Here is a 26,666-nt window from a genome sequence, read left to right on the forward strand (position 1 = left end):
TGTCGCCCCACGTGAACCATCATGGCTGAAATCAAGAACTATTCCCTGAACTTTGGTCCTCAGCACCCTGCAGCGCACGGCGTGCTGCGCTTGGTGCTCGAGCTCGACGGCGAAGTCGTCCAGCGTGCCGACCCGCACATCGGCCTGCTGCACCGCGCCACTGAAAAGCTGGCCGAGCACAAGACCTACATCCAGTCGCTGCCCTACATGGACCGTCTGGACTATGTGTCGATGATGTCCAACGAGCACGCTTACTGCTTGGCCATCGAAAAACTGCTCGGCCTGGAAGTGCCCGTGCGTGCGCAATACATCCGTGTGATGTTCTCTGAGATCACGCGCCTGCTAAACCACCTGATGTGGCTGGGTTCGCACGGCAACGACTGTGGCAGCTCCACGATCCTGATCTACACCTTCCGCGAGCGTGAAGACCTGTTTGACATGTACGAGGCCGTTTCGGGCGCGCGCATGCACGCGGCGTACTTCCGTCCCGGCGGTGTGTACCGCGATTTGCCGGACTCGATGCCGCAGTACAAGGTCAGCAAGATCAAGAACGCCAAGGCACTGGAGGCCCTGAACCAGAACCGCCAAGGCTCGCTGCTCGATTTCATCGATGACTTCACCAAGCGCTTCCCAGGCTGCGTGGATGAGTATGAGACGCTGCTCACCGACAACCGCATCTGGAAGCAGCGTACCGTGGGCATCGGCGTGGTGCCGCCCGAGCGTGCGTTGAACCTGGGCATGACCGGCCCCATGATCCGCGGCTCTGGTATCGCCTGGGATCTGCGCAAGACGCAGCCCTACGATGTGTACGACCGTATGGACTTCGATGTGCCTGTGGGCAAGACGGGTGACTGCTACGACCGCTATTTGGTGCGTGTGCAGGAAATGCGCGAGTCCAACCGCATCATCAAGCAGTGCGTGGACTGGCTACGCGCCAACCCCGGCCCCGTGATCACAGACAACCACAAGGTGGCAGCGCCAGCGCGTGAATCCATGAAGTCCAACATGGAAGAGCTGATCCACCACTTCAAGCTGTTTACCGAAGGCTTCCACGTGCCCGAAGGCGAAGCCTACGCGGCCGTTGAGCACCCTAAGGGCGAGTTCGGCATCTACCTGGTGAGCGATGGCGCCAACAAGCCCTATCGCTTGAAGATTCGTGCGCCCGGCTTTGCACATCTGGCCACATTGGATGAAATGGCCCGGGGTCACATGATTGCCGACGCGGTAGCCATCATCGGCACCATGGATATCGTGTTCGGAGAGATCGACCGATGAGCAACAACAGCAATACCAAGATCACTGAAGCCACGCTCGCCCGTTTTGCGCGCGAAGTGGCCAAGTACCCGCCCGAGCAGGCGCAGTCCGCCGTGATGGCCTGCCTGTCCATCGTGCAGCAGGAGCAGGGCTGGGTCAGTGTCGAGAGCGAGGCTGTGATCGCCGACTACCTGGGCATGGCCCAGATTGCGGTGCACGAAGTCACCACGTTCTACAACATGTACAACCAGCAGCCGACGGGCAAGTACAAGCTCAACGTCTGCACCAACCTGCCTTGCCAGCTGCGCGACGGCCAGAAGGCGCTGCACCACCTTGAGAAGAAGCTCGGCGTGACCATGGGCGAGACCACGCCAGATGGCCTTTTCACACTGCAGCAGTGTGAATGCCTGGGCGCCTGCGCCGACGCACCCGTGATGCTGGTCAACGACCGCACCATGTGCAGTTTCATGGACAACGACAAGCTCGACCAGCTCGTCGATGGCCTCAAGGCAGCGGAAGGGCAAGCATGACCACCGCCGCACAAATCCTCTCGCAGTTCCAGGCCACGGGCGTCCAGACCTGCTTCCATGATCGCCACATCAATCCGCAGATCGTTGCGGGCCTGGATGGTACGAACTGGAGCATCAAGGACTACGAAGCGCGTGGCGGCTATGCTGCGCTGCGCAAGATCCTGGGTACCGACGGCGGAGAGCCGCTCACGCAAGACCAGGTCATCGCCACCGTCAAGGAATCAGGCCTGCGCGGCCGTGGCGGTGCGGGCTTTCCCACCGGTCTCAAGTGGAGCTTCATGCCCCGCTCGTTCCCTGGTCAGAAGTACCTCGTCTGCAATTCCGACGAGGGTGAGCCGGGCACCTGCAAGGACCGCGACATCCTGCAGTTCAACCCGCACATCGTCATCGAAGGCATGATCATTGCGGCCTACGCGATGGGCATTTCCGTAGGTTACAACTACATCCACGGCGAAATCTTCCAGACCTACGACCGCTTCGAAGAAGCGCTCGAAGAAGCACGTGCGGCGGGCTATCTGGGCGACAATATCCTGGGCAGCAACTTCAGCTTCCAGCTGCATGCCGCACACGGTTTCGGTGCGTACATCTGCGGTGAAGAGACCGCGCTGCTTGAATCGCTGGAAGGCAAGAAGGGCCAGCCACGTTTCAAGCCGCCATTTCCGGCCAGCTTCGGTCTGTACGGCAAGCCCACCACCATCAACAACACCGAGACCTTCGCGGCCGTACCGTGGATCATCCGCAACGGTGGTGCAGCCTATCTTGAATGCGGCAAGCCCAACAACGGCGGCACCAAGATCTTCTCGGTCTCGGGCGATGTGGAAAAGCCAGGCAACTATGAAGTGCCCCTGGGGACGCCGTTTGCCAAGCTGCTCGAGCTCGCCGGTGGCGTGCGCAAGGGCCGCCAACTCAAGGCCGTGATCCCGGGCGGCTCGTCTGCCCCGGTGCTGCCAGCGTCCATCATCATGGAATGCACGATGGACTACGACTCCATCGCCAAGGCAGGTTCCATGCTGGGTTCGGGCGCCGTCATCGTGATGGACGATTCCCGCAGCATGGTCGAAAGCCTGTTGCGCCTGTCGTACTTCTACTCGCACGAATCCTGCGGGCAATGCACGCCGTGCCGCGAAGGCACGGGCTGGATGTGGCGTGTGATCGACCGCATTCAGCATGGTCAGGGGCGCGATGGCGACCTGAACCTGCTCAATTCGGTGGCAGACAACATCCAGGGGCGCACCATTTGTGCGCTGGGTGACGCAGCGGCCATGCCGGTGCGCGCCATGATCAAGCACTTCCGTCCGGAATTCGAAGCGCTGATCCGCCAAGAGAAGACCTCTCAGGCCTCCACCTCCGCCTGATCGCGAGAAACGCATATGGTTGAAATCGAACTCGACGGGCAGAAAGTAGAAGTTGCCGAAGGTTGCATGGTGATGCATGCAGCCGAAAAGGCCGGCACCTACATTCCCCATTTCTGCTACCACAAGAAACTCTCAATCGCTGCCAACTGCCGCATGTGCTTGGTGGACGTGGAGAAGGCTCCCAAGCCTATGCCTGCCTGCGCTACGCCGGTGACGCAGGGCATGATTGTGCGCACCAAGAGCGACAAGGCCATCAAGGCCCAGCAGTCGGTCATGGAGTTTCTGCTGATCAATCACCCGCTGGATTGCCCCATCTGTGACCAGGGTGGCGAATGCCAGTTGCAGGATCTGGCCGTGGGCTATGGCGGCTCTTCTTCGCGCTATGAAGAAGAAAAGCGTGTGGTGCCCGTCAAGGACGTTGGTCCGCTGATTTCCATGCAGGAAATGAGCCGCTGCATCCATTGCACCCGCTGCGTGCGCTTCGGCCAGGAAGTGGCCGGCGTGATGGAGCTGGGCATGATCCATCGCGGCGAGCATTCCGAGATCACCACCGTCACGGGCGATACCGTGGACTCCGAGCTGTCGGGCAACATGATCGACATCTGCCCCGTGGGTGCCCTGACCAGCAAGCCGTTCCGCTACAGTGCCCGCACCTGGGAGTTGTCGCGCCGCCGCTCGGTGAGCCCGCACGACTCGACTGGCGCCAACCTGATTGTTCAGGTCAAGAACCACAAGGTCATGCGCGTGGTGCCTTTGGAAAACGAAGCCGTCAACGAATGCTGGATTGCCGACCGCGATCGTTTCTCCTATGAAGCGCTCAATGGCGAAGACCGTCTGACCCAGCCCATGCTCAAGCAGGGCGGGGTGTGGAAGGAAGTGGACTGGCAGACCGCGCTGGAATACGTGGCCAACGGTCTGAAGAACATCAAGAATGATCATGGCGCCAAGAGCATTGGTGCCTTGGTCAGCCCGCACAGCACGCTCGAAGAGCTGTACCTGGCCTCTGCGCTGGTGCGCGGCATCGGCAGCGACAACATCGACTACCGGTTGCGCAATGCTGAGTTCGCGGCGCCTGAAGGTATCCGCTGGCTCGGTACGTCCATCGCTTCCCTCTCCATGCTGCAGCGCGTGCTGGTGGTGGGCTCCAATCTGCGCAAGGACCACCCGCTGTTTGCCCTGCGCATCCGCGAGGCTGCACGCCATGGTTGCCAGGTCAGCGCCATCGGTTCGACGGCCCAGGATTGGGCAATGCCTGTGCAGCCGTTTGTTGCACAAAGCGCTGCGGAATGGGTCACGACGCTGGGGGGCATCGCTTCCGCAGTGGCCCAGGAAAAAGACATTGGCGCCCCCGAAGGTGCGGCCGCTGCCAGCGAGGCTGCCCAAGCCATCGCCCGCTCGCTGCTGAGTGGTGAGCGCAAGGCTGTGTTGCTGGGCAATGCCGCTGCGCACCACGCGCAGGCCACTCAGCTGCTTGCCCTCGCCAACTGGATTGCAGAAAACACAGGCGCGACCGTCGGTTACCTGACGGAAGCAGCCAACACGGTGGGCGCGCAGTTTGCGGGGGCTCACCCTGTCAACGGTGGTTTGAATGCGGCCCATATGGTCTCCGGTGGTTTGAAGGCGGCACTGCTTCTGAATACTGAGCCAGTGCAGGATTCCGCAGCAGGTTCTCAAGCAGCTACTGCCTTGGCTGCTGCAGAGATGGTGGTTACCTTGAGCCCCTTCAAGGCCAACATGGAGTTCAGTGACGTTCTGTTGCCAATTGCTCCGTTCACCGAAACTTCGGGCAGCTTTGTCAATGCCGAAGGTCGCCTGCAAAGCTTCCACGCCGTGGTCCGCCCCCTGGGGGACACCCGCCCCGCCTGGAAGGTCCTGCGAGTGCTGGCCAACCTGCTGGGCGTGTCTGGCTTCGATTTCGAAACCTCGCAGGACGTGCTGGCCCGCGCTACGAATGCCCCGGCGGGTTCGGTCACGCAATTGCCGGCTGCACAGCTGTCGAATGCAGTGAAGGCGGTGCCCGCAGCGGTAGCCGCAGCAGGCGAGCCCGTGGTGGCTTCCATCTATCAACTGGACGGCCTGGTGCGCCGTTCCACGTCGCTGCAGCTCACTGCCGACGCGCGCATGGCACGTGAAGGAGTGGCCGCATGATCGACGCGATCTACAACGCGGGCCTGAACCTGCTCTCCTTTGGCTGGTGGACTGGTGTGGTCTGGCCGGTGCTCTGGATCCTGATCAAGATCGTCTGCATCCTGGCGCCCCTGATGGGCGCAGTGGCTTACCTCACCTTGTGGGAGCGCAAGCTGCTGGGTTTCATGCAAGTGCGCCATGGCCCCAACCGCGTGGGCCCCATGGGTCTGCTGCAGCCGATTGCCGATGCGCTCAAGCTGCTGACCAAGGAAATCATTCAGCCCACCGCTGCCAGCAAGGGCCTGTTTGTGCTGGGGCCGGTTATGGCCATCATGCCGGCCTTGGCTGCCTGGGTAGCGATCCCTTTCGGCCCCGATGTCGCGCTGGCCAACGTGAACGCCGGCTTGCTGCTCGTGATGGCTATCACCTCCATCGAGGTGTACGGCGTGATCATCGCTGGCTGGGCATCGAACTCGAAGTACGCCTTTTTGGGTGCACTGCGTGCTTCGGCACAGATGGTGAGCTACGAAATCGCCATGGGCTTCTGCTTCCTGGTGGTGATCATGGTGTCGGGCAGCATGAATCTGACCGAAATCGTGATGTCGCAGGGCAAGGGCATGGCTGCCGACAAGGGCCTGGTGTTCCTGTCGTGGAACTGGTTGCCCCTGCTGCCCATCTTCTTGGTGTACCTGATCTCCGGCGTTGCTGAAACCAACCGCCATCCCTTCGACGTAGTCGAAGGGGAAGCCGAAATCGTGGCCGGTCACATGGTCGAGTACTCGGGCATGGGCTTTGCCATCTTCTTCCTGGCGGAATACGCCAGCATGTGGCTCGTGTCCATCCTGGCCGCGCTCATGTTCCTGGGCGGTTGGCTGTCGCCCATCGACAGCGCGCTGTTCAACTGGATCCCTGGCTGGATCTGGCTGGGGCTCAAGACCTTCCTCGTGGTGTCCATGTTCATCTGGATCCGCGCCACCTTCCCGCGCTTCCGCTATGACCAGATCATGCGTCTGGGCTGGAAGATATTCATCCCGGTGACGCTGGTCTACCTGCTCTTCGTGGGCGGGTGGCTGCTCTCGCCCTGGAACATCTGGAAATAAGCGGGGACACACAAATGACTGCCGTTGTTGCTGCTGCACCTTTTTCGTTCAAAGATTTCTTCAAGAGCTTCATGCTCGTGGAGCTGGTCAAGGGCATGGCCCTGACCGGTCGGTACGCCTTCCGCCGCAAGGTGACCGTCCAGTTCCCGGAAGAAAAAACACCTCTGTCGCCTCGTTTCCGCGGCCTGCATGCACTGCGCCGCTATGAAAACGGTGAAGAGCGCTGCATTGCCTGCAAGCTGTGCGAGGCCGTGTGCCCCGCCATGGCCATCACCATTGAATCGGACGTGCGTGAAGATGGTTCGCGCCGCACCACGCGCTACGACATCGACCTGACCAAGTGCATCTTCTGCGGCTTTTGCGAAGAGAGTTGCCCGGTGGATTCGATTGTCGAGACGCACATCTTCGAATACCACGGTGAAAAGCGTGGCGATCTGTATTTCACGAAAGACATGCTCCTGGCCGTGGGCGACCGGTACGAAGGTGAAATCGCGGCGGCCAAGGCTGCGGATGCCAAGTACCGCTGAGCGGTGCTGAGCGCAGCTTTTTTGCCAGACTTTCTATAAAGACCCGATTCATGGACGCCAAGACTGGTTTCTTCTACCTCTTCTCGGTTGTGCTGCTGTTTGCGGCCTTCCGGGTGATCACTGCGCGCAATCCCGTGCATGCAGTGCTCTATCTCATCCTTGCTTTCTCTCAGGCAGCGGCCGTTTGGTTGCTGCTCAAGGCGGAGTTCCTGGCCATCGCCCTGGTACTGGTGTATCTGGGTGCTGTGATGGTGCTGTTCCTGTTCGTGGTGATGATGCTGGACATCCATATCGATACCGTGCGCAAAGGCTTCTGGAAGCACTTTCCCTTGGCCGCGACGGTGGGTGCACTGATCGCCCTTGAAATGGCGGCTGTGTTGATGGGCGGTTTCCGCAGCATGGATGAACCCAAGGCAGTTGCGGCCGCTGTGGATGCCGCTGGCCAGGTGGTTCAGTACTCCAACACCAAGGCGCTGGGCAAGCTGCTCTATACCGAATACCTGTACCCCGTTGAGATTGCGGCCGTGATTCTGCTGGTCGCCATGATCGCGGCCATTGCGCTGACGCTGCGCCAGCGCAAGGACAGCAAGGCCATCAATCCTTCGCTGCAGGTTCGGGTGCGTGCGAGCGATCGTCTGGAGGTTGTGAAGGTGGCAGCAACCCAGAAGGCTGGGCCAGAAGCGCCTGCCGAACCTGTTGCCGAGGAGAAAAAAGCATGACGCTGACTTTGGGCCATTTCCTCTCTCTGGGGGCCATGTTGTTCGCGCTGGCCGTGATCGGCATTTTCCTGAACCGCAAGAACCTGATCGTGCTGCTTATGGCGATCGAGCTGATGCTGCTCGCCGTGAACATGAACTTCGTGGCGTTCTCGCACTACCTGGGTGACATGCACGGACAGGTGTTCGTGTTTTTCATCCTGACGGTGGCGGCGGCCGAGTCGGCCATTGGCCTGGCCATCCTGGTGCTGCTGTTCCGCAACAAGTCCAGCATCAACGCGGAAGACCTCAACACCCTCAAGGGTTGATGAGCCACCCGTATTCGCAAGGTTCTCAAGAATGAGTCAAACCCTCTCTGCTTCAACGCTCCTGGCCGTGCCGCTGGCCCCGCTGGCGGGCGCTTTGCTGGCCGGCATCTTCGGCACAACCTTTGGCGGCAACTGGATCGGCCGCCGCCTGAGCCACACGCTGACGATTCTGGGCGTGCTCGTCGCTTTCATCCTTTCGGCCATGACGCTCAAGAGCGTTGCCGTGGATGGCGCTCGCTTCAATGAGACGCTCTACACCTGGATGGTGGTGGGTGGCCTGAAGATGGAAGTGGGTTTCCTGATCGACAGCCTCACAGCCATGATGATGGTGGTGGTGACTTTCGTCTCGCTGATGGTGCACATCTACACCATTGGCTACATGGAAGAAGACGACGGCTATAACCGCTTCTTTGCCTACATCTCGCTGTTCACCTTCTCCATGCTCATGCTGGTCATGAGCAACAACCTGCTGCAGCTGTTTTTCGGCTGGGAAGCTGTGGGCCTGGTGTCCTACCTGCTGATCGGCTTCTGGTTCAACAAGCCCACGGCGATCTTCGCCAACATGAAGGCATTCCTGGTCAACCGCGTGGGGGACTTCGGCTTCATTCTGGGCATCGGTCTGATTGCCGCCTACACCGGCACGTTGAATTACAGCGAAATCTTTGCCAAGGCTGGTGAACTCGGTGCTCTGTCGTTCCCTGGCACCAGCTGGATGCTGATCACCGTGATCTGCATCTGCCTGTTCATCGGCGCGATGGGCAAGTCCGCTCAGTTCCCGTTGCACGTCTGGCTGCCTGATTCGATGGAAGGTCCAACCCCCATCTCGGCGCTGATCCACGCGGCCACCATGGTGACCGCAGGCATCTTCATGGTGTCGCGCATGTCGCCGCTGTTCGAGCTGTCGGACACCGCGCTCAATTTCATCCTGGTGATTGGTGCCATCACGGCGCTGTTCATGGGCTTCCTGGGCATCATCCAGAACGACATCAAACGCGTGGTGGCCTACTCCACGCTGTCGCAGCTGGGTTACATGACCGTGGCGCTGGGTGCCTCGGCCTACTCGGTGGCCGTGTTTCACCTGATGACCCACGCGTTCTTTAAGGCGCTGCTGTTCCTCGGTGCTGGCTCGGTCATCATGGGCATGCACCACAACCAGGACATCCGCTGGATGGGGGGCGTGCGCAAGTACATGCCCATCACCTGGATCACCTCGCTATTGGGTTCGCTGGCACTGATCGGCACACCGTTGTTCTCGGGCTTCTATTCCAAGGACAGCATCATTGAGGCGGTGCACTTCAGCCACCTGCCTGCAGCGGGCTTCGCGCACTTTGCCGTGCTTGCGGGTGTGTTCATCACGGCGTTCTACTCGTTCCGCATGTACTTCCTGGTCTTCCACGGCAAGGAGCGTTACGACCAGAATCCTGATGCGCATCACGACGATCACCATGACGACCACCACGGTCATGATGCCAAGCCACACGAGTCGCCCTGGGTGGTGACGGTCCCCTTGGTGCTGCTGGCCATCCCTTCGGTGGTGGTGGGCTTCATGTTCATCCAGCCCATGCTGTTCGGTGACTTCTTCAAGGATGTGATCTTTGTGGATGCGGCCAAGCACCCTGCGATGGCCAAGCTGGCAGAAATCTTCCACGGCCCCGTGGCCATGGCGGTACACGGTCTGCAGACGGCCCCGTTCTGGTTGGCTGTGGCTGGTGTGGCGCTGTCGTACTACATGTACATGGTGAATCCGGCACTGCCCGCTGCGATCAAGCGCATCTGCATGCCCATCTACACGTTGTTCGAGAACAAGTACTACCTGGACTGGATCAACGAGAACATCCTGGCCCGTGGTGCACGGGCGTTGGGTGTCGGCCTCTGGAAGGGGGGCGACCAGGCCATTATTGACGGCGCCCTGGTGAACGGCTCCTGGAAGCTTGTGCGCGGAGTCTCCGGCGTTGTCCGCTGGGTGCAGTCCGGCTTTGTCTTCCACTACGCGCTGGTGATGATTCTGGGTGTCTTTGCACTGATGACCTGGTTCGTCTGGGGCGACACGTTCCTGCAGCTCATCAAATAAGGAAAACAACAAATGGGTCTGTTGAGTCTTGCAATCTGGACACCGATTGCCTTCGGTGTGCTGCTGCTGGCCATTGGTCGGGATGAGCACGCACGCGCCGTGCGCTGGCTGGCGTTGCTGGGGGCGCTGCTGGGTTTCCTGGTCACGCTGCCTTTGTACGACGGCTTCAAGCTGGGCACTGCAGCCATGCAGTTTGTCGAGAAGGCCTCCTGGATCGAGCGCTTCAATGTGCACTACCACCTGGGGGTGGACGGCATTTCGTTCTGGTTTGTACCGCTCACCGCGTTCATCACGGTGATCGTGGTGATCGCCTCGTGGGAGGCCATCACCGAGCGCGTGAACCAGTACATGGGCGCGTTCCTGATCCTCTCGGGTCTGATGATTGGCGTGTTCAGCGCGCTCGACGGCATCCTGTTCTACGTTTTCTTCGAAGCCACGCTGATCCCGATGTACCTGATCATCGGTATCTGGGGCGGCCCTAACAAGATCTACGCGGCGTTCAAGTTCTTCCTGTACACGCTGCTCGGCTCGCTGCTGATGCTGATCGCGCTGATCTACCTGTACAACCAGTCGGGCGGCAGCTTTGACATCGCGACCTGGCACCAGTTGCCTCTGAGCCGCCGCGCACAGACCATGCTGTTCTTCGCGTTCTTCGCCGCGTTTGCTGTGAAGGTCCCCATGTGGCCGGTGCACACCTGGCTGCCCGACGTGCACGTGGAAGCGCCTACCGGCGGCTCTGCCGTGCTGGCGGCGATCATGCTGAAGCTGGGTGCTTACGGCTTCCTGCGCTTGTCGATGCCTATCGCCCCTGATGCCGCCCGTGAGTGGGCCTGGCTGATGATCGCGCTGTCGCTGATCGCGGTGATCTACGTGGGCCTGGTGGCCATGGTCCAGAAGGACATGAAGAAGCTGGTGGCCTATTCGTCCGTCGCGCACATGGGCTTTGTGACCCTGGGCTTCTTTATCTTCAACGACCTGGGCGTCTCCGGCGGCCTGGTGCAGATGATTGCCCACGGCTTCGTGTCGGGCGCGATGTTCCTGTCCATCGGTGTGCTCTACGACCGCGTGCATTCGCGTGAGATCGCTGCCTACGGTGGCGTGGTCAACACCATGCCCAACTTCACGGCCTTCGCGCTGCTGTTCGCCATGGCCAACTGTGGCCTGCCGGGCACGGCCGGTTTTGTGGGCGAGTGGATGGTGATCCTGGGCGCGACCAAGGCCAACTTCTGGATCGGTCTGGCTTCGGCCACGGCACTGATCTTCGGCGCCGCCTACACGCTGTGGATGTTCAAGCGCGTGTACCTGGGCCCGGTGGCCAACGACCACGTCAAGGAACTCACCGACATCAACAGCCGCGAATTCCTGGTGATGTCGCTGCTGGCGATTGCCGTGCTGGCCATGGGCCTGTACCCACGCCCCTTCACGGACGTGATGGACACCTCGGTCGCGGAACTGCTCAAGCATGTCGCACTGACGAAGCTGAACTGACCAGACTGAACTGAGAGATTCGAGATGATTGACAACATCAGCTGGCTCGCGATTTACCCCGAAATCGTGCTGTTGACCATGGCCTGCGTGATCGCGCTGGTCGATCTGGGTGTTCACAGCGCACGCCGCACCGGCACTTATGTGCTGACCATGCTCACGCTGGCCGTGGTGGCTGCCCTGCAGGCCATGTACGCCAGCAGCGGCAACACCTTCTACGGTTTTGGCAACATGGTGGTGAGTGACGCCATGGGCAACTGGCTCAAGTGCTTTGCCACCGTGGCCATGATGATCACGCTGGTCTATGGCCGTCCCTACGCGGCGGACCGCGACATGATGCGCGGCGGCGAGATGTTCACGCTGTCGATGTTTGCGCTGCTGGGCATGTTCATCATGATCTCTGGCAACAACTTCCTGGTGATCTACCTGGGCTTGGAACTGCTCACGCTGTCGAGCTACGCACTCGTGGCTCTGCGCCGCGACAACGCCACAGCCACCGAAGCGGCCATGAAGTATTTCGTGCTTGGTGCCATGGCCAGCGGTTTCCTGTTGTATGGCCTGTCCATGGTCTACGGCGCCACGGGTTCGCTCGATATCGGTCAGGTGTTCAAGGCCGTCAACTCCGGTCAGATCAAGCACCAGGTGCTGGTGTTTGGCCTCGTGTTTGTGGTGGCGGGTCTGGCGTTCAAGCTTGGCGTGGTGCCTTTCCACATGTGGATTCCCGACGTGTACCAGGGCGCTCCCACAGCCATCACGCTGATGATCGGTGGCGCGCCCAAGCTGGCGGCATTCGCGATCACCATCCGCCTGCTGGTCGATGGCCTGCTGCCCCTGGCGATCGACTGGCAGCAGATGCTGGCGGTGTTGGCGATCGGTTCGCTGCTGGTGGGTAACCTGGCCGCCATTGCGCAGACCAACCTCAAGCGCATGCTGGCGTACTCCACCATTTCGCAGATGGGTTTTGTGCTGCTGGGCCTGATGTCGGGTGTGGTCAATGGCAATGTCGATGCCACGGCGGTCGAGAACGCCTATAGCGCGTCCATGTTCTACGTGGTGACCTATGTGCTGACCACGCTGGCCGCCTTCGGCGTGATCCTGCTGCTGGCGCGTGAAGGCTTCGAGAGCGAAGAAATCTCCGACTTCGCCGGCCTGAACCAGCGCAGCCCGCTGTACGCCGGCGTGATGGCCGTGTGCCTGTTCTCGATGGCCGGTATCCCACCGATGGTGGGCTTCTACGCCAAGCTGTCGGTGCTGCAGGCCTTGGTGGCCTCCGGCCAGAGCCTGTACATCGCCATGGCTGTGTTCGCCGTCATCATGTCGCTGATCGGCGCCTTCTACTACCTGCGTGTGGTCAAGGTCATGTACTTTGATGCTCCGCTGACGGCCACTAACGTGTCTGCCCCGGTGGATGTGCGTGTGGTGTTGACCATCAATGGTGCCCTGGTCCTGGTGCTGGGCCTGTTGCCTGGCGGCCTGATGGCGCTGTGTGCAGACGCCGTGGTGCGCGCGCTGGCAACCTGATCTGGATGCGGCCGAGATGCTGATGATGCTGCAGCAGCACGCTGCTTCTGTTTCCGTCGGTCGCTGACCGGTCACCGGCTCGTTCTTCCGTGTCGCTCACCGGATCCGTCTGGCTCATCATCGTGGCGGCCTTTGTGGCTGCCAACCTGCCCTTTGTGAACCAGCGCTGGCTGGTGGCGGGGCCGGTAGCTGCGCCCGCCAAGCCACTGGTGGGGCGGTTGTTGGAGCTGATCGCGCTCTACTTTGTGGTCGGTGCGCTGGCCCTGCTGCTGGAGCGCCGGGCCGGTCAGATTGCTCCCCAGGGTTGGGAGTTCTATGCCATCACCGGCACCATGTTCTTGACCTTTGCGTTTCCCGGTTTTGTGTACCGCTACCTGCTGCGGCGCCACCACGGTTGAGCCGAGCGGAACGGCCTGTACACGCTAGTTGCCATGAAGGTGCTGGACCTCCAATGTCGGCAAGGCCATGTCTTCGAGGGCTGGTTTGGTTCCGAGGACGACTTTCAGGGCCAGAAGCAGCGGGGCCTGGTGCAATGCCCCCTGTGTGGTGACGACCACATCGAAAAAAGGCTCAGCGCCCCGCGCTTGAACCTGGGCGCCCGGGCACCTGCAGCCCCCGAAGCCGCCACTACCCCCTCCGCGCTCCAAGGTACCCATAGCGTTGCCGCGTCGGAGGCCGCCATGCTGCCCCCGGCCTTGCAGGCTGCGTGGCTGGAACTGGCTCGCAAGGTGGTGGCCAACACGGAAGATGTGGGTTCGCGTTTTGCGCAGGAAGCCCGGCGCATGCACCATGGCGAGGTGGAAGAGCGCGCCATCCGGGGCCAGGCCACCCCCGACGAGGCGGTACAGCTGCTGGAAGAGGGCATTGCCGTGATGCCCTTGCCGCTGCCTGCGGCTGCCAAAGAAACCCTGCAGTAGCTTGCATGGGTTGGGGCGGGGCAGGAGGGGCCTGGATTTCTGCCTTTTTTGCCCTTCTGCGCGCGACCTGTATGTCTTTAATGCTATTATTTTTGTAATATTTGGACGTTGCTCCACGCCGCTCTGCCCGCCTCACGCTGCGAATTGCAGCGCCGCAAGCCGGGCATAGACGCCGCCCAGCGCCAGCAGGCTGGCGTGGGTGCCTTGTTCCACGATGCACCCATGGTCCAGCACCACGATGCGGTCTGCGTTCTGCACCGTGGCCAGCCGGTGCGCAATGACCAGTGTGGTGCGGCGCCCGGTGTGGCGTTGCATGGCGGTGTCGAGGGCCGCCTGCACCATGCGCTCGCTCTCGGCATCGAGGGCGCTGGTGGCTTCGTCAAGCAGCAGCAGCGGCGGGTTCTTGAGCATGGCGCGTGCAATCGCGATGCGCTGGCGCTGTCCGCCTGACAGCCGCACGCCACGTTCGCCCAGGAAGGTGGCATAACCTTCGGGCAGGGCCGTGATGAAGTCATGCGCAAACGCGGCACGGGCGGCGGCCAGCACTTCGTCGTCCGTGGCTTCGGGGCGCCCATAGCGGATGTTGTCCATGGCCGAGGTCGAAAAGATCACGGCGTCCTGCGGCACCGTCCCGGTGTGGGCGCGAAGGGTGTCGAGCGCGATGTCGCGGATGTCCACTCCGTTGAGCAGGATGCGCCCGCGCCTGGGCTCCGGTGCACCGATAAGGCTGGGTGGGGTCGTGGCATCCACGTCATAAAACCGCTGCAGCAACTGGAACACTGTGGTCTTGCCCGCACCGCTGGAGCCCACCAGGGCCACGGTTTCCCCGGGGGCCAGGTGCAGTGAAAAGCCATGCAGCGCGGCCTGCTCCGGGCGCGATGGATAGTGAAACCACACATCGTCAAACTGCACCTCCAGGCCCTGGCCCGACGTGGGCAAGGGCCGGGGCGTTGCGGGGTCTGCCACGGGGGAGCGGCTTCCCAGCAGCTCCATCAGCCGTTCGGTGGCGCCCGCAGCGCGCAGCAGGTCTCCGTACACCTCTCCCAGCACCGCCACGGCACCCGCCAGCAGGATCACATAGACCACGGTTTGCCCCAGGTGGCCTGCACTCATCTGGCCTGCCAGCACGGCTTCTGTGCCACGGTACAGCCCCCACAGCAGCAGGGCGGCATTGGCAATGATGATGAAGGCGACCAGCACGGCCCGTGCGCGGGTGCGCTGGATGGCGGCCTGGAAGGCGTTCTCGGTGGCACGCATGAAGCGGGCCGTCTCGCGGGGTTCGGCGGCGTGGCTTTGCACCACCGGCACGGCATTCAGCACCTCGGCTGCGATGGCGCTGGAGTCGGCCACACGGTCCTGGCTGTCGCGCGACAAACTCCGCACGCGCCGACCGATCCACATGGTGGGCAAGACCACCAACACCACCGCCAACAGCACGACCGACATGACATAGGGGTTGGTCCACACCAGCATGGCCAGCGCACCGATGCCCATCACCGCATTGCGCAGGCCCATCGACAGCGAGGACCCGACCACAGCCTGCACCAGGGTCGTGTCAGCTGTGAGGCGGGACAACACCTCCCCGGTCTGCGTGGTTTCAAAAAACTGCGGGCTTTGCCGCAGCACATGGCTGTACACGGCATTGCGCAGGTCGGCGGTCACCCGCTCGCCCAGCCAGCTCACCATGTAAAAGCGTGCCGCAGAAAACACCCCCAAGGCAACGGCAACGGCGAACAGCGCCTCAAAATGGCCCCGCAACGCCATGGCCTGAGCGCCCTTGTCAGCGGCTGCGCCCCCCACCAGACCCCCATCGACCAGGCCGCGCAGCGCCACAGGAAACGCCAGCGTGGCCAGAGCCGCCAGCACCAGGAAGACCCCTGACAGCATGATGCGTATGCGGTAGGGGCGCAAAAACGGGAGCAGGCCGGTTAACGAGCGGGGTGCCCCGCGTGCCGGGGTGGAGGAGGGGGTGGATGCCATGGCGGCAGTGTAGGCCCGGCCAGAGCAGGTGCCATCGGGGCAAGGATTTGCCGAGCCCCGGGGCGCTGTCAGCAAAAAGTCAGTGATGCATCGCCCGCACGGGCCGCAGCACCAGCATCGCCAGCCCGCCGTGTGAGCCGCTGGATTGAGCGCTGGCCTGCGGTGCAGGCTTGTCGCCGGTGGCGAGCCTGCACGGCCGGCGACCGCTACGTAGGCATTTATACATAGGCATTAGTCCCAGTATCTACCGCAGGGTAGGGGGACATACGATGCGCCGAGACCCACACACGTGGAGACCTTGTCGCAAGGCTCCCTTTCTCAGCACCCTACGGAGCGGCCAAGGCGCAATGAGCGACGTCATTCTTGAAACCAAAAGCCTGACCAAAGAGTTCAAGGGCTTCACTGCCGTGAGCGATGTGAACCTGGCGGTGCGCCGGGGCTCCATCCATGCGCTGATCGGCCCCAATGGCGCAGGCAAGACCACCTGCTTCAACCTGCTGACCAAGTTCCTGGAGCCCACCTCGGGGCTCATCCGCTTCAACGGGCACGACATCACGCGGGAGCAGCCCGCGCAGATTGCCCGGCGCGGCGTGATTCGTTCGTTCCAGATCTCGGCGGTGTTTCCCCACCTCACGCTGATGGAGAACGTGCGCCTGGGCCTGCAGCGCAAGCTCGGCACCTCGTTCCACTTCTGGCGCAGCGAACGCACCCTGAGCCAACTGGATGACCGCGCCATGCAACTGCTGACCGAGGTGGGCCTGGAAGACCTGGCCGACGAGGTCACGGTGAACCTGCCCTATGGCCGCAAGCGTGCGCTGGAGATCGCCACCACGCTGTCGATGGAGCCCGAGCTGATGCTGCTGGACGAACCCACCCAGGGCATGGGCCACGAAGACGTGGACCGCGTCACCCAGCTCATCAAGAAAGTGTCGGCGGGCCGCACCATCCTGATGGTGGAGCACAACATGAAAGTGGTTTCCACCATTGCCGACCGCATCACCGTGCTGCAGCGCGGCGCCGTGCTGGCCGAAGGGCCTTACGCCGAAGTCTCGAACAACCCCCAAGTCATGGAAGCCTACATGGGCACGACCGACGGCCAACTGCAGGGAGCGCACTGATGGCTGGCGTTCCCGCACTCGAAATCAAGAACCTCGAAGCCTGGTATGGCGAGTCGCATGTGCTGCATGGCGTGGACATCGTGGTGCAGCCCGGCGAGGTGGTCACGCTGCTGGGCCGCAACGGCGCAGGGCGCACCACCACCATGCGCGCCATCATGGGCCTCACCGGTGCGCGCAAGGGCTCGGTCAAGATCAACGGCGTGGAAACCGTGAACATGCCCACGCACCGCATCGCCCACCTGGGCGTGGGCTACTGCCCCGAAGAGCGCGGCATTTTCTCCAGCCTGTCGTGTGAAGAGAACCTGCTGCTGCCACCGGCGCTCAAGACCGGAAAAGCCGGTATGTCGGTGCAGGAGATTTACGCCATGTTTCCCAACCTGGCCGAGCGCAAGAACAGCCAGGGCACACGCCTGTCGGGCGGCGAGCAGCAGATGCTGGCCGTGGCCCGCATCCTGCGCACGGGCGCCAACCTGCTGCTGCTCGACGAAATCTCCGAGGGCCTGGCGCCCGTCATCGTGCAGGCCCTGGCCCGCATGATCAAGATGCTGCGCGAAAAGGGCTACACCGTGGTCATGGTCGAGCAGAACTTCCGCTTTGCCGCGCCGCTGGCCGACCGCTTCTACGTGATGGAACACGGGCGCATCGTGGAGAAGTTCGGGGCTGCCGAGCTGGAAGCCAAGATGCCTGTGCTCAACGAACTGCTGGGCGTCTGAGACACGCCCACACTCTTTCCCCACCGTTTTCTTCCACCACACCTATAGGAGACAAATCCATGAAGAAACAACTCAAAGTGCTGGCACTGATGCTGGGCGTTGCTGGCTTGGCCACCTCGGCTGCGCACGCGCAGGACAAGGTCAAGATCGGTTTCATCACCGACATGTCCAGCCTGTACGCGGACGTGGAAGGCAAGAACGGCGCGGTCGCCATCCAGATGGCGATTGATGACTTTGGTGGCAAGGTGCTGGGCATGCCCATCGAATTGATGAGCGCCGACCACCAGAACAAGGCCGACATCGCCGCCTCCAAGGCGCGCGAATGGATCGACACCCAGGGCCTCACCATGGTGTTTGGTGGCACCAACTCGGGCACCGCACTGGCCATCGCCAAGGTGGCGCAGGAGAAGAAGCGTGTCTACATCAACAACGGCGCCGCCAGCTCCGCCCTGACCAACGAACAGTGCTCGCCTTACACCGTGCACTATGCGTATGACACCGTGGCTCTGGCCAAGGGCACGGGCTCGGCCATTGTGGATGGCGGCGGCAAGAGCTGGTACTTCCTGACGGCTGACTACGCTTTCGGCCACGCGCTTGAAGCCGACACCACCGCCGTGGTCAAGGCCAAGGGCGGCACTGTGGTGGGTGCTGTGCGCCACCCACTGAACGCATCGGACTTCTCGTCCTTCCTGCTGCAGGCGCAGAACTCCAAGGCCCAGATCCTGGGCCTGGCCAATGCGGGCGGCGACACCATCAACTCCATCAAGGCCGCCAAGGAGTTTGGCATCGGCAAGAGCATGAAGCTTGCTGGCCTGCTGATCTTCATCTCTGACGTGCACAGCCTGGGCCTGCGCAACACCGAAGGCCTGCAGTTCACCACCAGCTGGTACTGGGACCTGAACGACGAGACCCGCAAGTTCTCGGCCCGCTTCTTCGAGAAGACCAAGCGCATGCCCGGTGAGATCCAAGCGGCCGACTACTCGGCCACCATGAACTACCTCAAGGCCGTGGAAGCCGCCAAGACGGTGGATGCCGACAAGGTCATGGAAACCTGGCGCAAGATGAAGATGAACGACTTCTTTGCCTCGGGACAGATTCGTCCTGATGGCCGGTATGTGCACGACATGTACCTGATGGAAGTGAAGAAGCCTGCAGAGTCCACCAAGCCCTGGGACTACTACAAGCTGATCAAGAAGCTGCCTGGTGACTCCGTGTTCACCACCAAGGCCGAGAGCAAGTGCGCGCTCTGGAAGTAAACCCCTGAGAGTACGCACCCGGGCCCAACCCTGCCGCTGCGGGCGGGGCCCGGCCTGCGGGCGCCCTCTGACCTGAACCCCTCCACCTGCTGCTGCCTCCCATGGAAATCTTTGGTGTCTCATTGCCCGGCCTGTTGAGCCAGCTCCTTCTGGGGCTGGTCAACGGATCGTTTTACGCAATCCTCAGCCTGGGGCTGGCCGTGATCTTCGGCCTGCTCAACGTCATCAACTTTGCGCACGGTGCGCTGTTCATGACCGGGGCGTTGCTGACATGGATGGCCATGAACTACTTCGGCATTAACTACTGGTTGATGCTGGTGCTGGCGCCGCTCGTGGTGGGGCTGTTCGGAGTGCTGATCGAGCGCCTGCTGCTGCGCTGGATCTACAAGCTCGATCATCTGTACGGCCTGTTGCTCACGCTGGGCCTCACGCTGCTGATCGAAGGCGTGTTCCGCTCCATCTACGGTGTGTCGGGCCTGGGCTATGACACGCCCGAGCTGCTCGAAGGCGCGACCAACCTCGGCTTCATGATCATGCCCAACTACCGCGCCTGGGTCGTTGTGGCATCGGTGGTCGTGTGCCTGGCCACTTGGTATGTGATCGAAAAAACCAAGCTTGGCGCCTACCTGCGCGCCGGCACTGAAAACCCGCGTCTGGTAGAGGCCTTCGGCATCAACGTGCCGGTGATGGTGACATTGACCTACGCCTTTGGCGCAGCGCTGGCCGCGTTTGCCGGGGTGCTCGCAGCCCCTGTGTACCAGGTCACACCGCTCATGGGCCAGAACCTCATCATCGTGGTGTTTGCCGTGGTGGTGATTGGTGGCATGGGCTCCATCATGGGCTCCATCCTCACCGGGCTGGGCCTGGGCATCATCGAAGGCTTCACCAAGGTGTTCTACCCTGAAGCATCTTCCACCGTGGTGTTTGTCATCATGGTCATCGTTCTTCTCATTCGCCCCGCCGGCCTGTTCGGCAAAGAAAAATAAGGGGCCGCCAGCATGAACTTCAAGAACATTGCCCCCATCGGATACGGCCTGCTGCTGCTGGGCCTGGTTGCCGCGCCGTTCCTCGGTGCCTACCCTGTTTTCGTGATGAAGCTCATGTGCTTTGCACTGTTTGCTTCGGCCTTCAACCTGCTGCTGGGCTACACAGGGCTGCTGTCGTTTGGCCACGCGGCCTTTCTGGGGGGCGCTGCCTACGTGGCGGGCCACGCAATCAAGGTCTGGGGCCTCACGCCCGAGGTGGGCCTGCTTCTGGGCACGGCAGGCGGCGCGCTGCTGGGCCTGCTCTTTGGCTGGCTCGCCATCCGCCGCCAGGGCATCTACTTCTCGATGATCACACTGGCGCTGGCGCAGATGCTTTTCTTCGCCTGCCTGCAGGCCAAGTTCACCGGCGGCGAAGACGGCCTGCAAGGCGTGCCACGCGGCAAGCTGTTTGGCGTGATCGACCTGCAGAGTGATCTGGTCATGTACTACGTGGCGCTGGTAATCGTGGCGCTGGCGTTTTTGCTCATCGTTCGCACCATCCATTCACCGTTTGGCCAGGTGCTCAAGGGCATCAAGGAGAACGAGCCCCGCGCCATTTCGCTGGGCTACGACACGCACCGCTTCAAGCTGCTGGCCTTTGTGCTGTCAGCCGCGCTGGCAGGCCTGGCGGGTTCGCTCAAGACCCTGGTGCTGGGCTTTGCCACGCTGTCGGACGTGCATTGGACCGCATCGGGCCAGGTCATTTTGATGACGCTGGTGGGCGGCCTCGGCACGCTGTCGGGCCCGCTCATCGGCTCGGCCGTGGTGGTGCTGCTCGAAAACAAGATTGGCGAATTTGGCAACCTGCTGGCCGCATTGACCAGCGTGGAATGGTTCAAGACCTTGGGCGAATCCGTCACCATGGTCACGGGCCTGATCTTCGTGATCTGCGTGCTGGCCTTCCGCCGGGGCATCATGGGCGAAATTATTGCCTGGCTGGCACAGCGCCGAGCCGGCAGCTCCACCAAACATTGAGGATGTGACGCCGCCGGCTCTGACGGCATCTTTCGATAAAAAAGCCGCTGCAGCCCTTACAGGCGCAGCGGCTTTGCATATCCGGTCATCTCCAGATAGCCCCGGCCCACGGGCTGCCCGTTGCCGTCCAGCAGATCGGACAGCCCCTCCCAATAAATCGCGCCGCTGGACCCGCTGCTGTCCAGCTCCTGGTTGTCCAGCAGCGCGCGCACTTCAAACTCGCCCACGGGCGTAAACACCCGCCACTGCACCGGGTAGCGTGCACCGCTGTGCGGACTGGCCCAGGTGCGCAGCGGGGTGAACACCACGGCCTGCGCGCCAAACACCTGCATGGGCTGCCCAGGTGCCCGCCATGACCCGCCCGCCCACAGCGCTGACCCATCTGAGCGCCGCAGTCGGAAGGCCGTGAGCGCGCTGCCATCGGCCAGGTTCATGCCAATCCAGTCCCAGCCCTGGGCCTCGGGGTGCATCAGCGCCTCGCTCCACTCGTGGTCCATCCACGCGCGGCCGGTGCCTGGCTCCACTGCCATGCGGCGGCCCGCCACCGTCAGGTGCCCGCTCACGGCCAGCTGCGGCTGGCTGTAGTAGTAGCTGGCCTGCGCCGCATCCGGCCCCTTGCGCGAAAGGCCTTGCTGGCCCTGCAGCAGCACCGGCTGTGTGCTGTCGAACTGCAGTTCCAGCCCCAGCTCGCTGCCAGTGATGCGCGTGGTGTATCGACTGGTCATGAAATCTGGCTTTTCACGCGCCGTGTCGCTGCGTTCCAGCGTCCAGTCCTGCAGGCGGATGTGCGTGTCCGCCTCACTGGCCTGCGCCACGCCAAAGCCCGCACGCGCAATGCGCTGGTCGTGCCGCAGGCGCTGGCCCTTCACATCGGTGATGGCAGCATGCGCAAACAGCAGCTGCTTGGCCGCAAAAGCCGATTGCAGGCTTTGCGTCGCGTCCACCCGTGACCGGAAAAACGTGAGCTGAAAGCCCCACGGCTGCCCCTGCGCTTGCACATGGCCGGTGATGTACCACCACTCGGTGCGCAGCTCCGGGTGGCTGCCATGGTCGCGCGGGAAGGCCAGCGTCCGCGCAGGCAGTGCTTGCGCCGCCCCCGGCCAAAGCAGCGTGCCCAGCCCGGCTGCCTGCAGGCTGGCCCCCATCAGCCAGTGGCGGCGTGTGGAGCTGTGCATGGTGTGGGCATCGAGGTACGGGATGGAATTGCGGAATGTGAATGGCGGGGTGGGGCAGGGCCCTCAGCCCATCAACGCATCCACCTTCTGCTGCGCGGCCGAGCAATCGCCAAACGTGCGGTCCACCCACTCGGTGTCGAAATACGTGGGCAAGTAGCGCTCGCCCGCATCACACAGCAGCGACAGGATGGAGCCGCGCTCGCCCCGCTCGCGCATCTCGCTGGCCAGCGTCAGCATGGCCACAAAGTTGGTGCCGGTGGACGGCCCCACGCGCCGCCCCAGCAGCTGCGACAGCGCACGCATGGCGGCAATGGATTCGCAGTCCACCACATCCACCATGCGGTCCACCAGCGTGCGGATAAAGCTCGGCTCCACACGCGGGCGCCCAATGCCCTCGATGCGCGAGCCCGGCGCTGTGAGCAGCTCATCGCCCGTGCGGTGGTAGGCGCTGAACACCGACCCCACCGGGTCGGCCACACACACCTGCGTGGCATGCCGCTGGTAGCGCACATAACGGCCAATCGTGGCGCTGGTGCCACCCGTGCCCGCACCCACCACAATCCAGCGCGGCACCGGGTGCGGCTCGCGTGCCATCTGCGTGAACATGCTCTCGGCAATGTTGTTGTTGCCGCGCCAGTCGGTCGCGCGCTCGGCATAGGTGAACTGGTCCATGTAGTGGCCGCCCGTCTCCTCGGCAATCGCTCGTGCCGCGTCATACACCGCGCCCGCGCTGTCCACAAAGTGGCAGCGCCCGCCATGGAACTCGATCTGCGCGACCTTCTCGGGCGACGTGCTGCGCGGCATCACCGCCACAAACGGCAACCCCAGCAGGCGGGCAAAGTAGGCCTCACTCACTGCCGTGGAGCCGCTGGACGATTCCACGATGGTTGAGCCCTCATGCACCCAGCCGTTGCACAGCGCATACAAGAACAGCGACCGCGCCAGCCTGTGCTTCAGGCTGCCCGTGGGGTGGGTGGATTCGTCCTTGAGGTACAGGTCAATGCCATGCGCAGCAAACGCGGGCAGCCGCAGCGGGATCAGGTGCGTGTCGGCACTGCGCTGGTAGTCGGCTTCGATGCGGGCGATGGCTTCGTGGAGCCAGGGGGAGGGGAGGGTCATGGGGGGATTGTCGGGGAGGTTGGATTGGCCGTTGGTACTGTGGCCGCGAGTCGCAGGGGCAGCAGTACCGCGCGACACGATAGGCGTGGGCATTCGTCTTTTAAGCGGTTGTCTTGGCTAGACGCATGTGAAGTTGAACGAGATCCCCAAGTTCAGCTCTCTCAGCAATCGCAAGGAATCAGGTTGTACTGTCAGGTAAGGGTATGGGCTTTCAGAAAAACACCCTAGAACTACGTGAGCAGACGATGACTGTGAAATCAGCTGTTGAAAATAGTCTCGATGGGGAGCAACGGCGTGCCAAAGCCATTCGATGTGCTCATCCAGTGAGGCCGATGCCCCTCGAGGTGATTCGAGTATCCAGATATCTTCTAGCCACTTTTTCTGGGCAAATCGCGTCTCGCCTTCACGATGCGCGCGCGTAGGTGCAATGCCTGTCCGTTCCGAAATTGCTTTGTGGTGTTCACCAATTCCGGCGATTCGCAGCGATGCATCAAAGTGATAGAGGCGGTGTTTGCCGACATGCGAAGGTTTGACAAGAATTTTTTCTCGGCGTCGCATGCCGCGCTTCAAGCGTTTTCGGACCGCTGTTGAGATTTGGGCCATTGATTTCTTTCAAATATTGACGTCCCGATCGACCTTCGGATGGCTTTGGGTTGATGGTGTCCTTAGACAAAAATGTTACGGAAACCGGGCGGCTGGTAGTGCTGACAGAGCCTCTCAATGCGGCATCACCAATCCTCCTTCACCGCCATAACCGCATCCCTCCCCGCCGCCGCTCGCCCCGCCAGCCACGCGGTGACCGTGCCTGACACCACAACGGCAGCACATAGCGTGAGCAATCTCCATCCAGGCACCGCCAAGTCCATCGTCCAGTGAAAACTCTGCGGGTTGACCACGTGCACCAGCACCACCGACACGGCCAGCCCCAGCAGCACGCCTGCCGCCGCGCCCACGGCCGTCCACGCAGCGCCTTCGCCTGCCACCACGGTCAGGATCTGCCGCCGCGTGAGGCCCAGGTGGGCGAGCAGGCCGAACTCTTTGCGGCGTGCCAGCACCTGGGCGCTGAAGCTGGCGGCCACGCCGAAGAGGCCGATGGCGATGGCGACGGCCTGCAGCCAGTAGGTGACGGCAAAGCTGCGGTCGAAGATGCGCAGGGAGCGGTCGCGGATGGCGCCGGAGGAGGCGAATTCGACCAGGGCGTCGCCGTTGTCGCCCGCGCCTGCTGTGCGGCCTGCGTGGGTGGCGGCCAGGGTGCGGATGGCTGCCTGCAATGCGGCGGTGTCGGTGCCTTCGCGGGGCCACAGGGCCAGGTCGCTGGCGCGGGCGTCGCCGGTCAGGTGCAGCCAGGCGGCGCGGTCCAGGGCCACGGCGCCGGACTGGCGGGCGTAGTCGCGCCACACGCCTGCTATGTAAAAGATAGCTGCTTGGGCATATCCATCGGGCGCAAGCGGCCTAAAAGACTCTGAAAGTGCGGGCCACTCCATGCCAGGGCGCACGCCATACAGGTCCACCACCGCTTCGCTGATGTAGACGGCCACGCGGCCTGCAGGCACGCTGAGGGGCTCGCCCACCAGGGGCAGGCTTTGGGCGGGGTTGTCGCCCAGGGGGCGGCTCAGCATGGCCAGGGGGGGCAGGGTGGGGGAGAGCTGCACGGGGCTGGCGCGCAGGGCCTGCACGCGTTCCACGCCGGGCAGCTGGGCCACGGCTTCGGCAAAACCGGCGGGCAGCAGCGCGGCCTCGGTGCCGGTGGTGCCACTGGTGCTGAGGGCCGAGCGCACATACAGCGGCGAGGGCAGCACGGCGTCCAGCCACTGGGTGACCGAGCCGCGAAAGCTGGCCACCATCACCGTCAGCGCCACGGCCAGGCTGAGCGATGCCACCACGCCGCCCACCGCAATGGCGGCGCTGCCGCGCATGCGCCGCGCGCGCTCCAGCGCCAGCAGCGGCAGCGTGTGGCGCGCGGCCAGTGGCTGCAATGCGGCCAGCAGCTGCGCCATGCCCCAGGGCAGCAGCGCGATGCCGCCCACCAGCAAGAGGCCAATGGCCACATACGCCGCCAGCGGCACGCCGCCCACCGGGGGCGCCAGGGCCAGCAGCCCGCCGCCTGCCAGCAGCACCAAGCCCAGGGTGCCCCGGTCGGCCTGGCTGGCAGCGGTGCCCAGGCCCTTCAGCGTCTGGGCCGGGGGCAGTTGCTGCGCGGCGCGTGCGGGCCACCAGCCGCCTGCAAGGGCTGCGGCCACGCCCAGCGCGCCGTACACCAGCGCGGCGGGGGCGCTCCACTGCAGCGCGGGCTGCACGCCCGCAAAGTAGCCGCCGCCCAGGTCGCCGCCCAGCAGCTGCAGGGCGGTGGCAGCCAGGGCGGTGCCCAGCGCAATGCCCAGCACGCTGCCCAGCAGCCCCAGCGCGGCCGATTCGGCCAGCACCAGCAGCAGGCGCTGGCGCGGCGTGGCGCCCAGCACGGCCAGCAGCGCAAACTGCGGCCCGCGCTGCGCCACGCTGAGCGCCAGCACCGAGAACACCAAAAAGGCCCCGGTGAACAGCGCCACCAGCGCCAGCACCGTGAGGTTGACGCGGTACGCGCGCGAGAGGTTGCTGATGCGCTGGGCTGCGTCGCCGGGCTGCGCCAACACGGCATTGGCGGGCCAGCCGGGCTCGGCGCGCAGCGTGCGCTGCCAGGCGGTGGCGTCGGTGCCGGGCTGCAATTGCAGGTCGATGCGCGTGAGCGCACCCTGGCGGCCAAACAGGTCTTGCGCGGCGCCAATGTCCATCACCGCCAGTGGCGCGCCACCGGCGGCCACGGTGCCTGCCACCTGCACCGGCACACGTTGCTGCAGGCCGGTGATCAGCTGCACGGTGGGCGGCGGGGCGCCATTGTGCGGGCCGCTGGTGGGCAGGCCCAGCGCCTGCAGCGCGGCGGTGTTGAGGAACACGGTGGCGGGGGCGAACAGGGCAAAGCGGTCGGCACCACCCCACGGGCGCGGCATGAGCGCGGGCGCCATGGGTGGCAGCAGCAGGGCGTCGGCGCCCAGCACGCGCAGCGGGGTGCGGGCGGTCTGGGGGGGGGCAGCGGCATCCACGGCCTGCGCCACGGCCGACAGCTCCAGCAGCGGGCTGGCGCGGGCCACCTGCGGGTCGGTGGCCAGGCGTTCGTACAGCGCCTCGGGCAGGGGGCCCTGCATGGCGCGCAGCTCCAGGTCGGGCTGTCCGTTGACGGCGCGCACGGCCTGCGAAAACTCGTCCAGCGCCGAGGCATTGATCACATGCACCGCAAACGCCAGCGCCACGCCCAGCATCACGGCCGCCACCGCTGCGGCACTGCGCCAGGGGTGGTGGCGCAGGTCTTGCCAGGAGAAGGTGCGAAGCAGGGCGAGCATGGCCTGCATTGTGGCCGCAG

General features: G+C 63.2%; 23 protein-coding genes. 18 read left to right on the forward strand and 5 right to left on the reverse strand.

Annotated elements, in window-relative coordinates:
- Positions 1-21 precede the first annotated feature (21 nt).
- The 13 genes from AvAM_RS06190 to AvAM_RS06250 all read left to right on the forward strand — a co-directional run bounded on the left by AvAM_RS06190 (position 22) and on the right by AvAM_RS06250 (position 13,911).
- On the forward strand, positions 22-1,275 hold the full coding sequence (locus AvAM_RS06190; RefSeq protein ID WP_137746263.1) for an NADH-quinone oxidoreductase subunit D: 1,254 nt from the start codon (positions 22-24) through the stop codon (positions 1,273-1,275).
- A complete protein-coding gene (gene nuoE, locus AvAM_RS06195; RefSeq protein WP_137746264.1) occupies positions 1,272-1,784 on the forward strand; it encodes an NADH-quinone oxidoreductase subunit NuoE in 513 nt (170 codons plus the stop codon). Before AvAM_RS06190 ends, nuoE begins: the two co-directional genes overlap by 4 nt.
- Positions 1,781-3,139 carry an NADH-quinone oxidoreductase subunit NuoF gene (nuoF, locus tag AvAM_RS06200; RefSeq protein ID WP_137746265.1) on the forward strand — a complete coding sequence of 453 codons (1,359 nt, stop codon included), beginning with the start codon at positions 1,781-1,783 and terminating at the stop codon, positions 3,137-3,139. Before nuoE ends, nuoF begins: the two co-directional genes overlap by 4 nt.
- A gap of 15 nt (positions 3,140-3,154) precedes the next feature.
- Entirely contained in the window at positions 3,155-5,287 is a 2,133-nt protein-coding gene (gene nuoG / locus AvAM_RS06205) for an NADH-quinone oxidoreductase subunit NuoG (protein WP_137746266.1), read from the forward strand.
- On the forward strand, positions 5,284-6,366 hold the full coding sequence (gene nuoH / locus AvAM_RS06210) for an NADH-quinone oxidoreductase subunit NuoH (RefSeq protein WP_137746267.1): 1,083 nt from the start codon (positions 5,284-5,286) through the stop codon (positions 6,364-6,366). The genes nuoG and nuoH overlap by 4 nt, the downstream gene beginning before the upstream one ends.
- Positions 6,367-6,380: 14 nt before the next feature.
- A complete protein-coding gene (gene nuoI, locus AvAM_RS06215) occupies positions 6,381-6,893 on the forward strand; it encodes an NADH-quinone oxidoreductase subunit NuoI (RefSeq protein ID WP_137746268.1) in 513 nt (170 codons plus the stop codon).
- 50 nt (positions 6,894-6,943) lie between these two features.
- Positions 6,944-7,612, forward strand: a complete 669-nt coding sequence (locus AvAM_RS06220) for an NADH-quinone oxidoreductase subunit J (protein WP_137746269.1) — start codon at positions 6,944-6,946, stop codon at positions 7,610-7,612.
- On the forward strand, positions 7,609-7,917 hold the full coding sequence (nuoK, locus tag AvAM_RS06225) for an NADH-quinone oxidoreductase subunit NuoK (protein WP_005793248.1): 309 nt from the start codon (positions 7,609-7,611) through the stop codon (positions 7,915-7,917). The genes AvAM_RS06220 and nuoK overlap by 4 nt, the downstream gene beginning before the upstream one ends.
- Positions 7,918-7,948: 31 nt before the next feature.
- Complete coding sequence (gene nuoL / locus AvAM_RS06230) at positions 7,949-9,988, forward strand: NADH-quinone oxidoreductase subunit L (protein ID WP_137746270.1); 2,040 nt, start codon at positions 7,949-7,951, stop codon at positions 9,986-9,988.
- A 12-nt stretch (positions 9,989-10,000) separates the two neighbouring features.
- Entirely contained in the window at positions 10,001-11,476 is a 1,476-nt protein-coding gene (locus AvAM_RS06235; RefSeq protein WP_137746271.1) for an NADH-quinone oxidoreductase subunit M, read from the forward strand.
- A 24-nt stretch (positions 11,477-11,500) separates the two neighbouring features.
- On the forward strand, positions 11,501-12,994 hold the full coding sequence (nuoN, locus tag AvAM_RS06240; RefSeq protein WP_137746272.1) for an NADH-quinone oxidoreductase subunit NuoN: 1,494 nt from the start codon (positions 11,501-11,503) through the stop codon (positions 12,992-12,994).
- An 89-nt stretch (positions 12,995-13,083) separates the two neighbouring features.
- The gene (locus tag AvAM_RS06245) at positions 13,084-13,392 is read left to right on the forward strand and encodes a DUF2818 family protein (protein WP_137746273.1); all 309 of its coding nucleotides are present in this window, start codon (positions 13,084-13,086) and stop codon (positions 13,390-13,392) included.
- Positions 13,393-13,425: 33 nt separating this feature from the next.
- A complete protein-coding gene (locus AvAM_RS06250) occupies positions 13,426-13,911 on the forward strand; it encodes a DUF1178 family protein (protein WP_137746274.1) in 486 nt (161 codons plus the stop codon).
- A 132-nt stretch (positions 13,912-14,043) separates the two neighbouring features.
- On the opposite strand, the gene AvAM_RS06255 is transcribed toward AvAM_RS06250, so the two are convergent.
- The gene (locus AvAM_RS06255; protein ID WP_137746275.1) at positions 14,044-15,891 is read right to left on the reverse strand and encodes an ABC transporter transmembrane domain-containing protein; all 1,848 of its coding nucleotides are present in this window, start codon (positions 15,889-15,891) and stop codon (positions 14,044-14,046) included.
- A 347-nt stretch (positions 15,892-16,238) separates the two neighbouring features.
- Between AvAM_RS06255 and AvAM_RS06260 the strand changes: the two genes are divergently transcribed.
- The 5 genes from AvAM_RS06260 (at position 16,239) to AvAM_RS06280 (ending at position 20,978) form a co-directional block, all read left to right on the forward strand.
- Positions 16,239-17,009 (forward strand): ABC transporter ATP-binding protein, encoded by a 771-nt coding sequence (locus AvAM_RS06260; protein ID WP_137746276.1) that lies wholly within the window; start codon positions 16,239-16,241, stop codon positions 17,007-17,009.
- Complete coding sequence (locus tag AvAM_RS06265) at positions 17,009-17,722, forward strand: ABC transporter ATP-binding protein (protein ID WP_137746277.1); 714 nt, start codon at positions 17,009-17,011, stop codon at positions 17,720-17,722. The genes AvAM_RS06260 and AvAM_RS06265 overlap by 1 nt, the downstream gene beginning before the upstream one ends.
- Before the next feature lie 59 nt (positions 17,723-17,781).
- Positions 17,782-18,978, forward strand: coding sequence for an ABC transporter substrate-binding protein (locus tag AvAM_RS06270; protein ID WP_137746278.1), 1,197 nt, complete (start codon positions 17,782-17,784; stop codon positions 18,976-18,978).
- A gap of 101 nt (positions 18,979-19,079) precedes the next feature.
- On the forward strand, positions 19,080-19,964 hold the full coding sequence (locus AvAM_RS06275) for a branched-chain amino acid ABC transporter permease (RefSeq protein WP_137746279.1): 885 nt from the start codon (positions 19,080-19,082) through the stop codon (positions 19,962-19,964).
- A gap of 12 nt (positions 19,965-19,976) precedes the next feature.
- Positions 19,977-20,978: a branched-chain amino acid ABC transporter permease gene (locus AvAM_RS06280; RefSeq protein ID WP_137746280.1), complete on the forward strand. Its 1,002-nt coding sequence runs from the start codon at positions 19,977-19,979 to the stop codon at positions 20,976-20,978.
- Positions 20,979-21,034: 56 nt separating this feature from the next.
- On the opposite strand, the gene AvAM_RS06285 is transcribed toward AvAM_RS06280, so the two are convergent.
- The 4 genes from AvAM_RS06285 to AvAM_RS06300 form a co-directional block, all read right to left on the reverse strand.
- Complete coding sequence (locus tag AvAM_RS06285; protein ID WP_137746281.1) at positions 21,035-22,153, reverse strand: lipocalin-like domain-containing protein; 1,119 nt, start codon at positions 22,151-22,153, stop codon at positions 21,035-21,037.
- 63 nt (positions 22,154-22,216) lie between these two features.
- Positions 22,217-23,272: a PLP-dependent cysteine synthase family protein gene (locus tag AvAM_RS06290; protein ID WP_137746282.1), complete on the reverse strand. Its 1,056-nt coding sequence runs from the start codon at positions 23,270-23,272 to the stop codon at positions 22,217-22,219.
- A gap of 117 nt (positions 23,273-23,389) precedes the next feature.
- Positions 23,390-23,875 (reverse strand): DUF4279 domain-containing protein, encoded by a 486-nt coding sequence (locus AvAM_RS06295; RefSeq protein WP_137746283.1) that lies wholly within the window; start codon positions 23,873-23,875, stop codon positions 23,390-23,392.
- 125 nt (positions 23,876-24,000) lie between these two features.
- Positions 24,001-26,655 carry an FtsX-like permease family protein gene (locus AvAM_RS06300; RefSeq protein ID WP_137746284.1) on the reverse strand — a complete coding sequence of 885 codons (2,655 nt, stop codon included), beginning with the start codon at positions 26,653-26,655 and terminating at the stop codon, positions 24,001-24,003.
- Positions 26,656-26,666: the final 11 nt, after the last annotated feature.

Origin of the sequence: Acidovorax sp. NB1 (genome assembly GCF_005405905.1) — a bacterium.
GTDB lineage: Bacteria > Pseudomonadota > Gammaproteobacteria > Burkholderiales > Burkholderiaceae_C > Acidovorax.

What these genes read in the sequence shown, in the direction of transcription:
- AvAM_RS06190 (WP_137746263.1), top strand. Translation starts at nt 22, where the DNA reads ATGGCTGAAATCAAGAACTATTCCCTGAACTTTGGTCCTCAGCACCCT.
- nuoE (WP_137746264.1), top strand. Translation starts at nt 1,272, where the DNA reads ATGAGCAACAACAGCAATACCAAGATCACTGAAGCCACGCTCGCCCGT.
- nuoF (WP_137746265.1), top strand. Translation starts at nt 1,781, where the DNA reads ATGACCACCGCCGCACAAATCCTCTCGCAGTTCCAGGCCACGGGCGTC.
- nuoG (WP_137746266.1), top strand. Translation starts at nt 3,155, where the DNA reads ATGGTTGAAATCGAACTCGACGGGCAGAAAGTAGAAGTTGCCGAAGGT.
- nuoH (WP_137746267.1), top strand. Translation starts at nt 5,284, where the DNA reads ATGATCGACGCGATCTACAACGCGGGCCTGAACCTGCTCTCCTTTGGC.
- nuoI (WP_137746268.1), top strand. Translation starts at nt 6,381, where the DNA reads ATGACTGCCGTTGTTGCTGCTGCACCTTTTTCGTTCAAAGATTTCTTC.
- AvAM_RS06220 (WP_137746269.1), top strand. Translation starts at nt 6,944, where the DNA reads ATGGACGCCAAGACTGGTTTCTTCTACCTCTTCTCGGTTGTGCTGCTG.
- nuoK (WP_005793248.1), top strand. Translation starts at nt 7,609, where the DNA reads ATGACGCTGACTTTGGGCCATTTCCTCTCTCTGGGGGCCATGTTGTTC.
- nuoL (WP_137746270.1), top strand. Translation starts at nt 7,949, where the DNA reads ATGAGTCAAACCCTCTCTGCTTCAACGCTCCTGGCCGTGCCGCTGGCC.
- AvAM_RS06235 (WP_137746271.1), top strand. Translation starts at nt 10,001, where the DNA reads ATGGGTCTGTTGAGTCTTGCAATCTGGACACCGATTGCCTTCGGTGTG.
- nuoN (WP_137746272.1), top strand. Translation starts at nt 11,501, where the DNA reads ATGATTGACAACATCAGCTGGCTCGCGATTTACCCCGAAATCGTGCTG.
- AvAM_RS06250 (WP_137746274.1), top strand. Translation starts at nt 13,426, where the DNA reads ATGAAGGTGCTGGACCTCCAATGTCGGCAAGGCCATGTCTTCGAGGGC.
- AvAM_RS06255 (WP_137746275.1), bottom strand. Translation starts at nt 15,891, where the DNA reads ATGGCATCCACCCCCTCCTCCACCCCGGCACGCGGGGCACCCCGCTCG.
- AvAM_RS06260 (WP_137746276.1), top strand. Translation starts at nt 16,239, where the DNA reads ATGAGCGACGTCATTCTTGAAACCAAAAGCCTGACCAAAGAGTTCAAG.
- AvAM_RS06265 (WP_137746277.1), top strand. Translation starts at nt 17,009, where the DNA reads ATGGCTGGCGTTCCCGCACTCGAAATCAAGAACCTCGAAGCCTGGTAT.
- AvAM_RS06270 (WP_137746278.1), top strand. Translation starts at nt 17,782, where the DNA reads ATGAAGAAACAACTCAAAGTGCTGGCACTGATGCTGGGCGTTGCTGGC.
- AvAM_RS06275 (WP_137746279.1), top strand. Translation starts at nt 19,080, where the DNA reads ATGGAAATCTTTGGTGTCTCATTGCCCGGCCTGTTGAGCCAGCTCCTT.
- AvAM_RS06280 (WP_137746280.1), top strand. Translation starts at nt 19,977, where the DNA reads ATGAACTTCAAGAACATTGCCCCCATCGGATACGGCCTGCTGCTGCTG.
- AvAM_RS06285 (WP_137746281.1), bottom strand. Translation starts at nt 22,153, where the DNA reads ATGCACAGCTCCACACGCCGCCACTGGCTGATGGGGGCCAGCCTGCAG.
- AvAM_RS06290 (WP_137746282.1), bottom strand. Translation starts at nt 23,272, where the DNA reads ATGACCCTCCCCTCCCCCTGGCTCCACGAAGCCATCGCCCGCATCGAA.
- AvAM_RS06295 (WP_137746283.1), bottom strand. Translation starts at nt 23,875, where the DNA reads ATGGCCCAAATCTCAACAGCGGTCCGAAAACGCTTGAAGCGCGGCATG.
- AvAM_RS06300 (WP_137746284.1), bottom strand. Translation starts at nt 26,655, where the DNA reads ATGCAGGCCATGCTCGCCCTGCTTCGCACCTTCTCCTGGCAAGACCTG.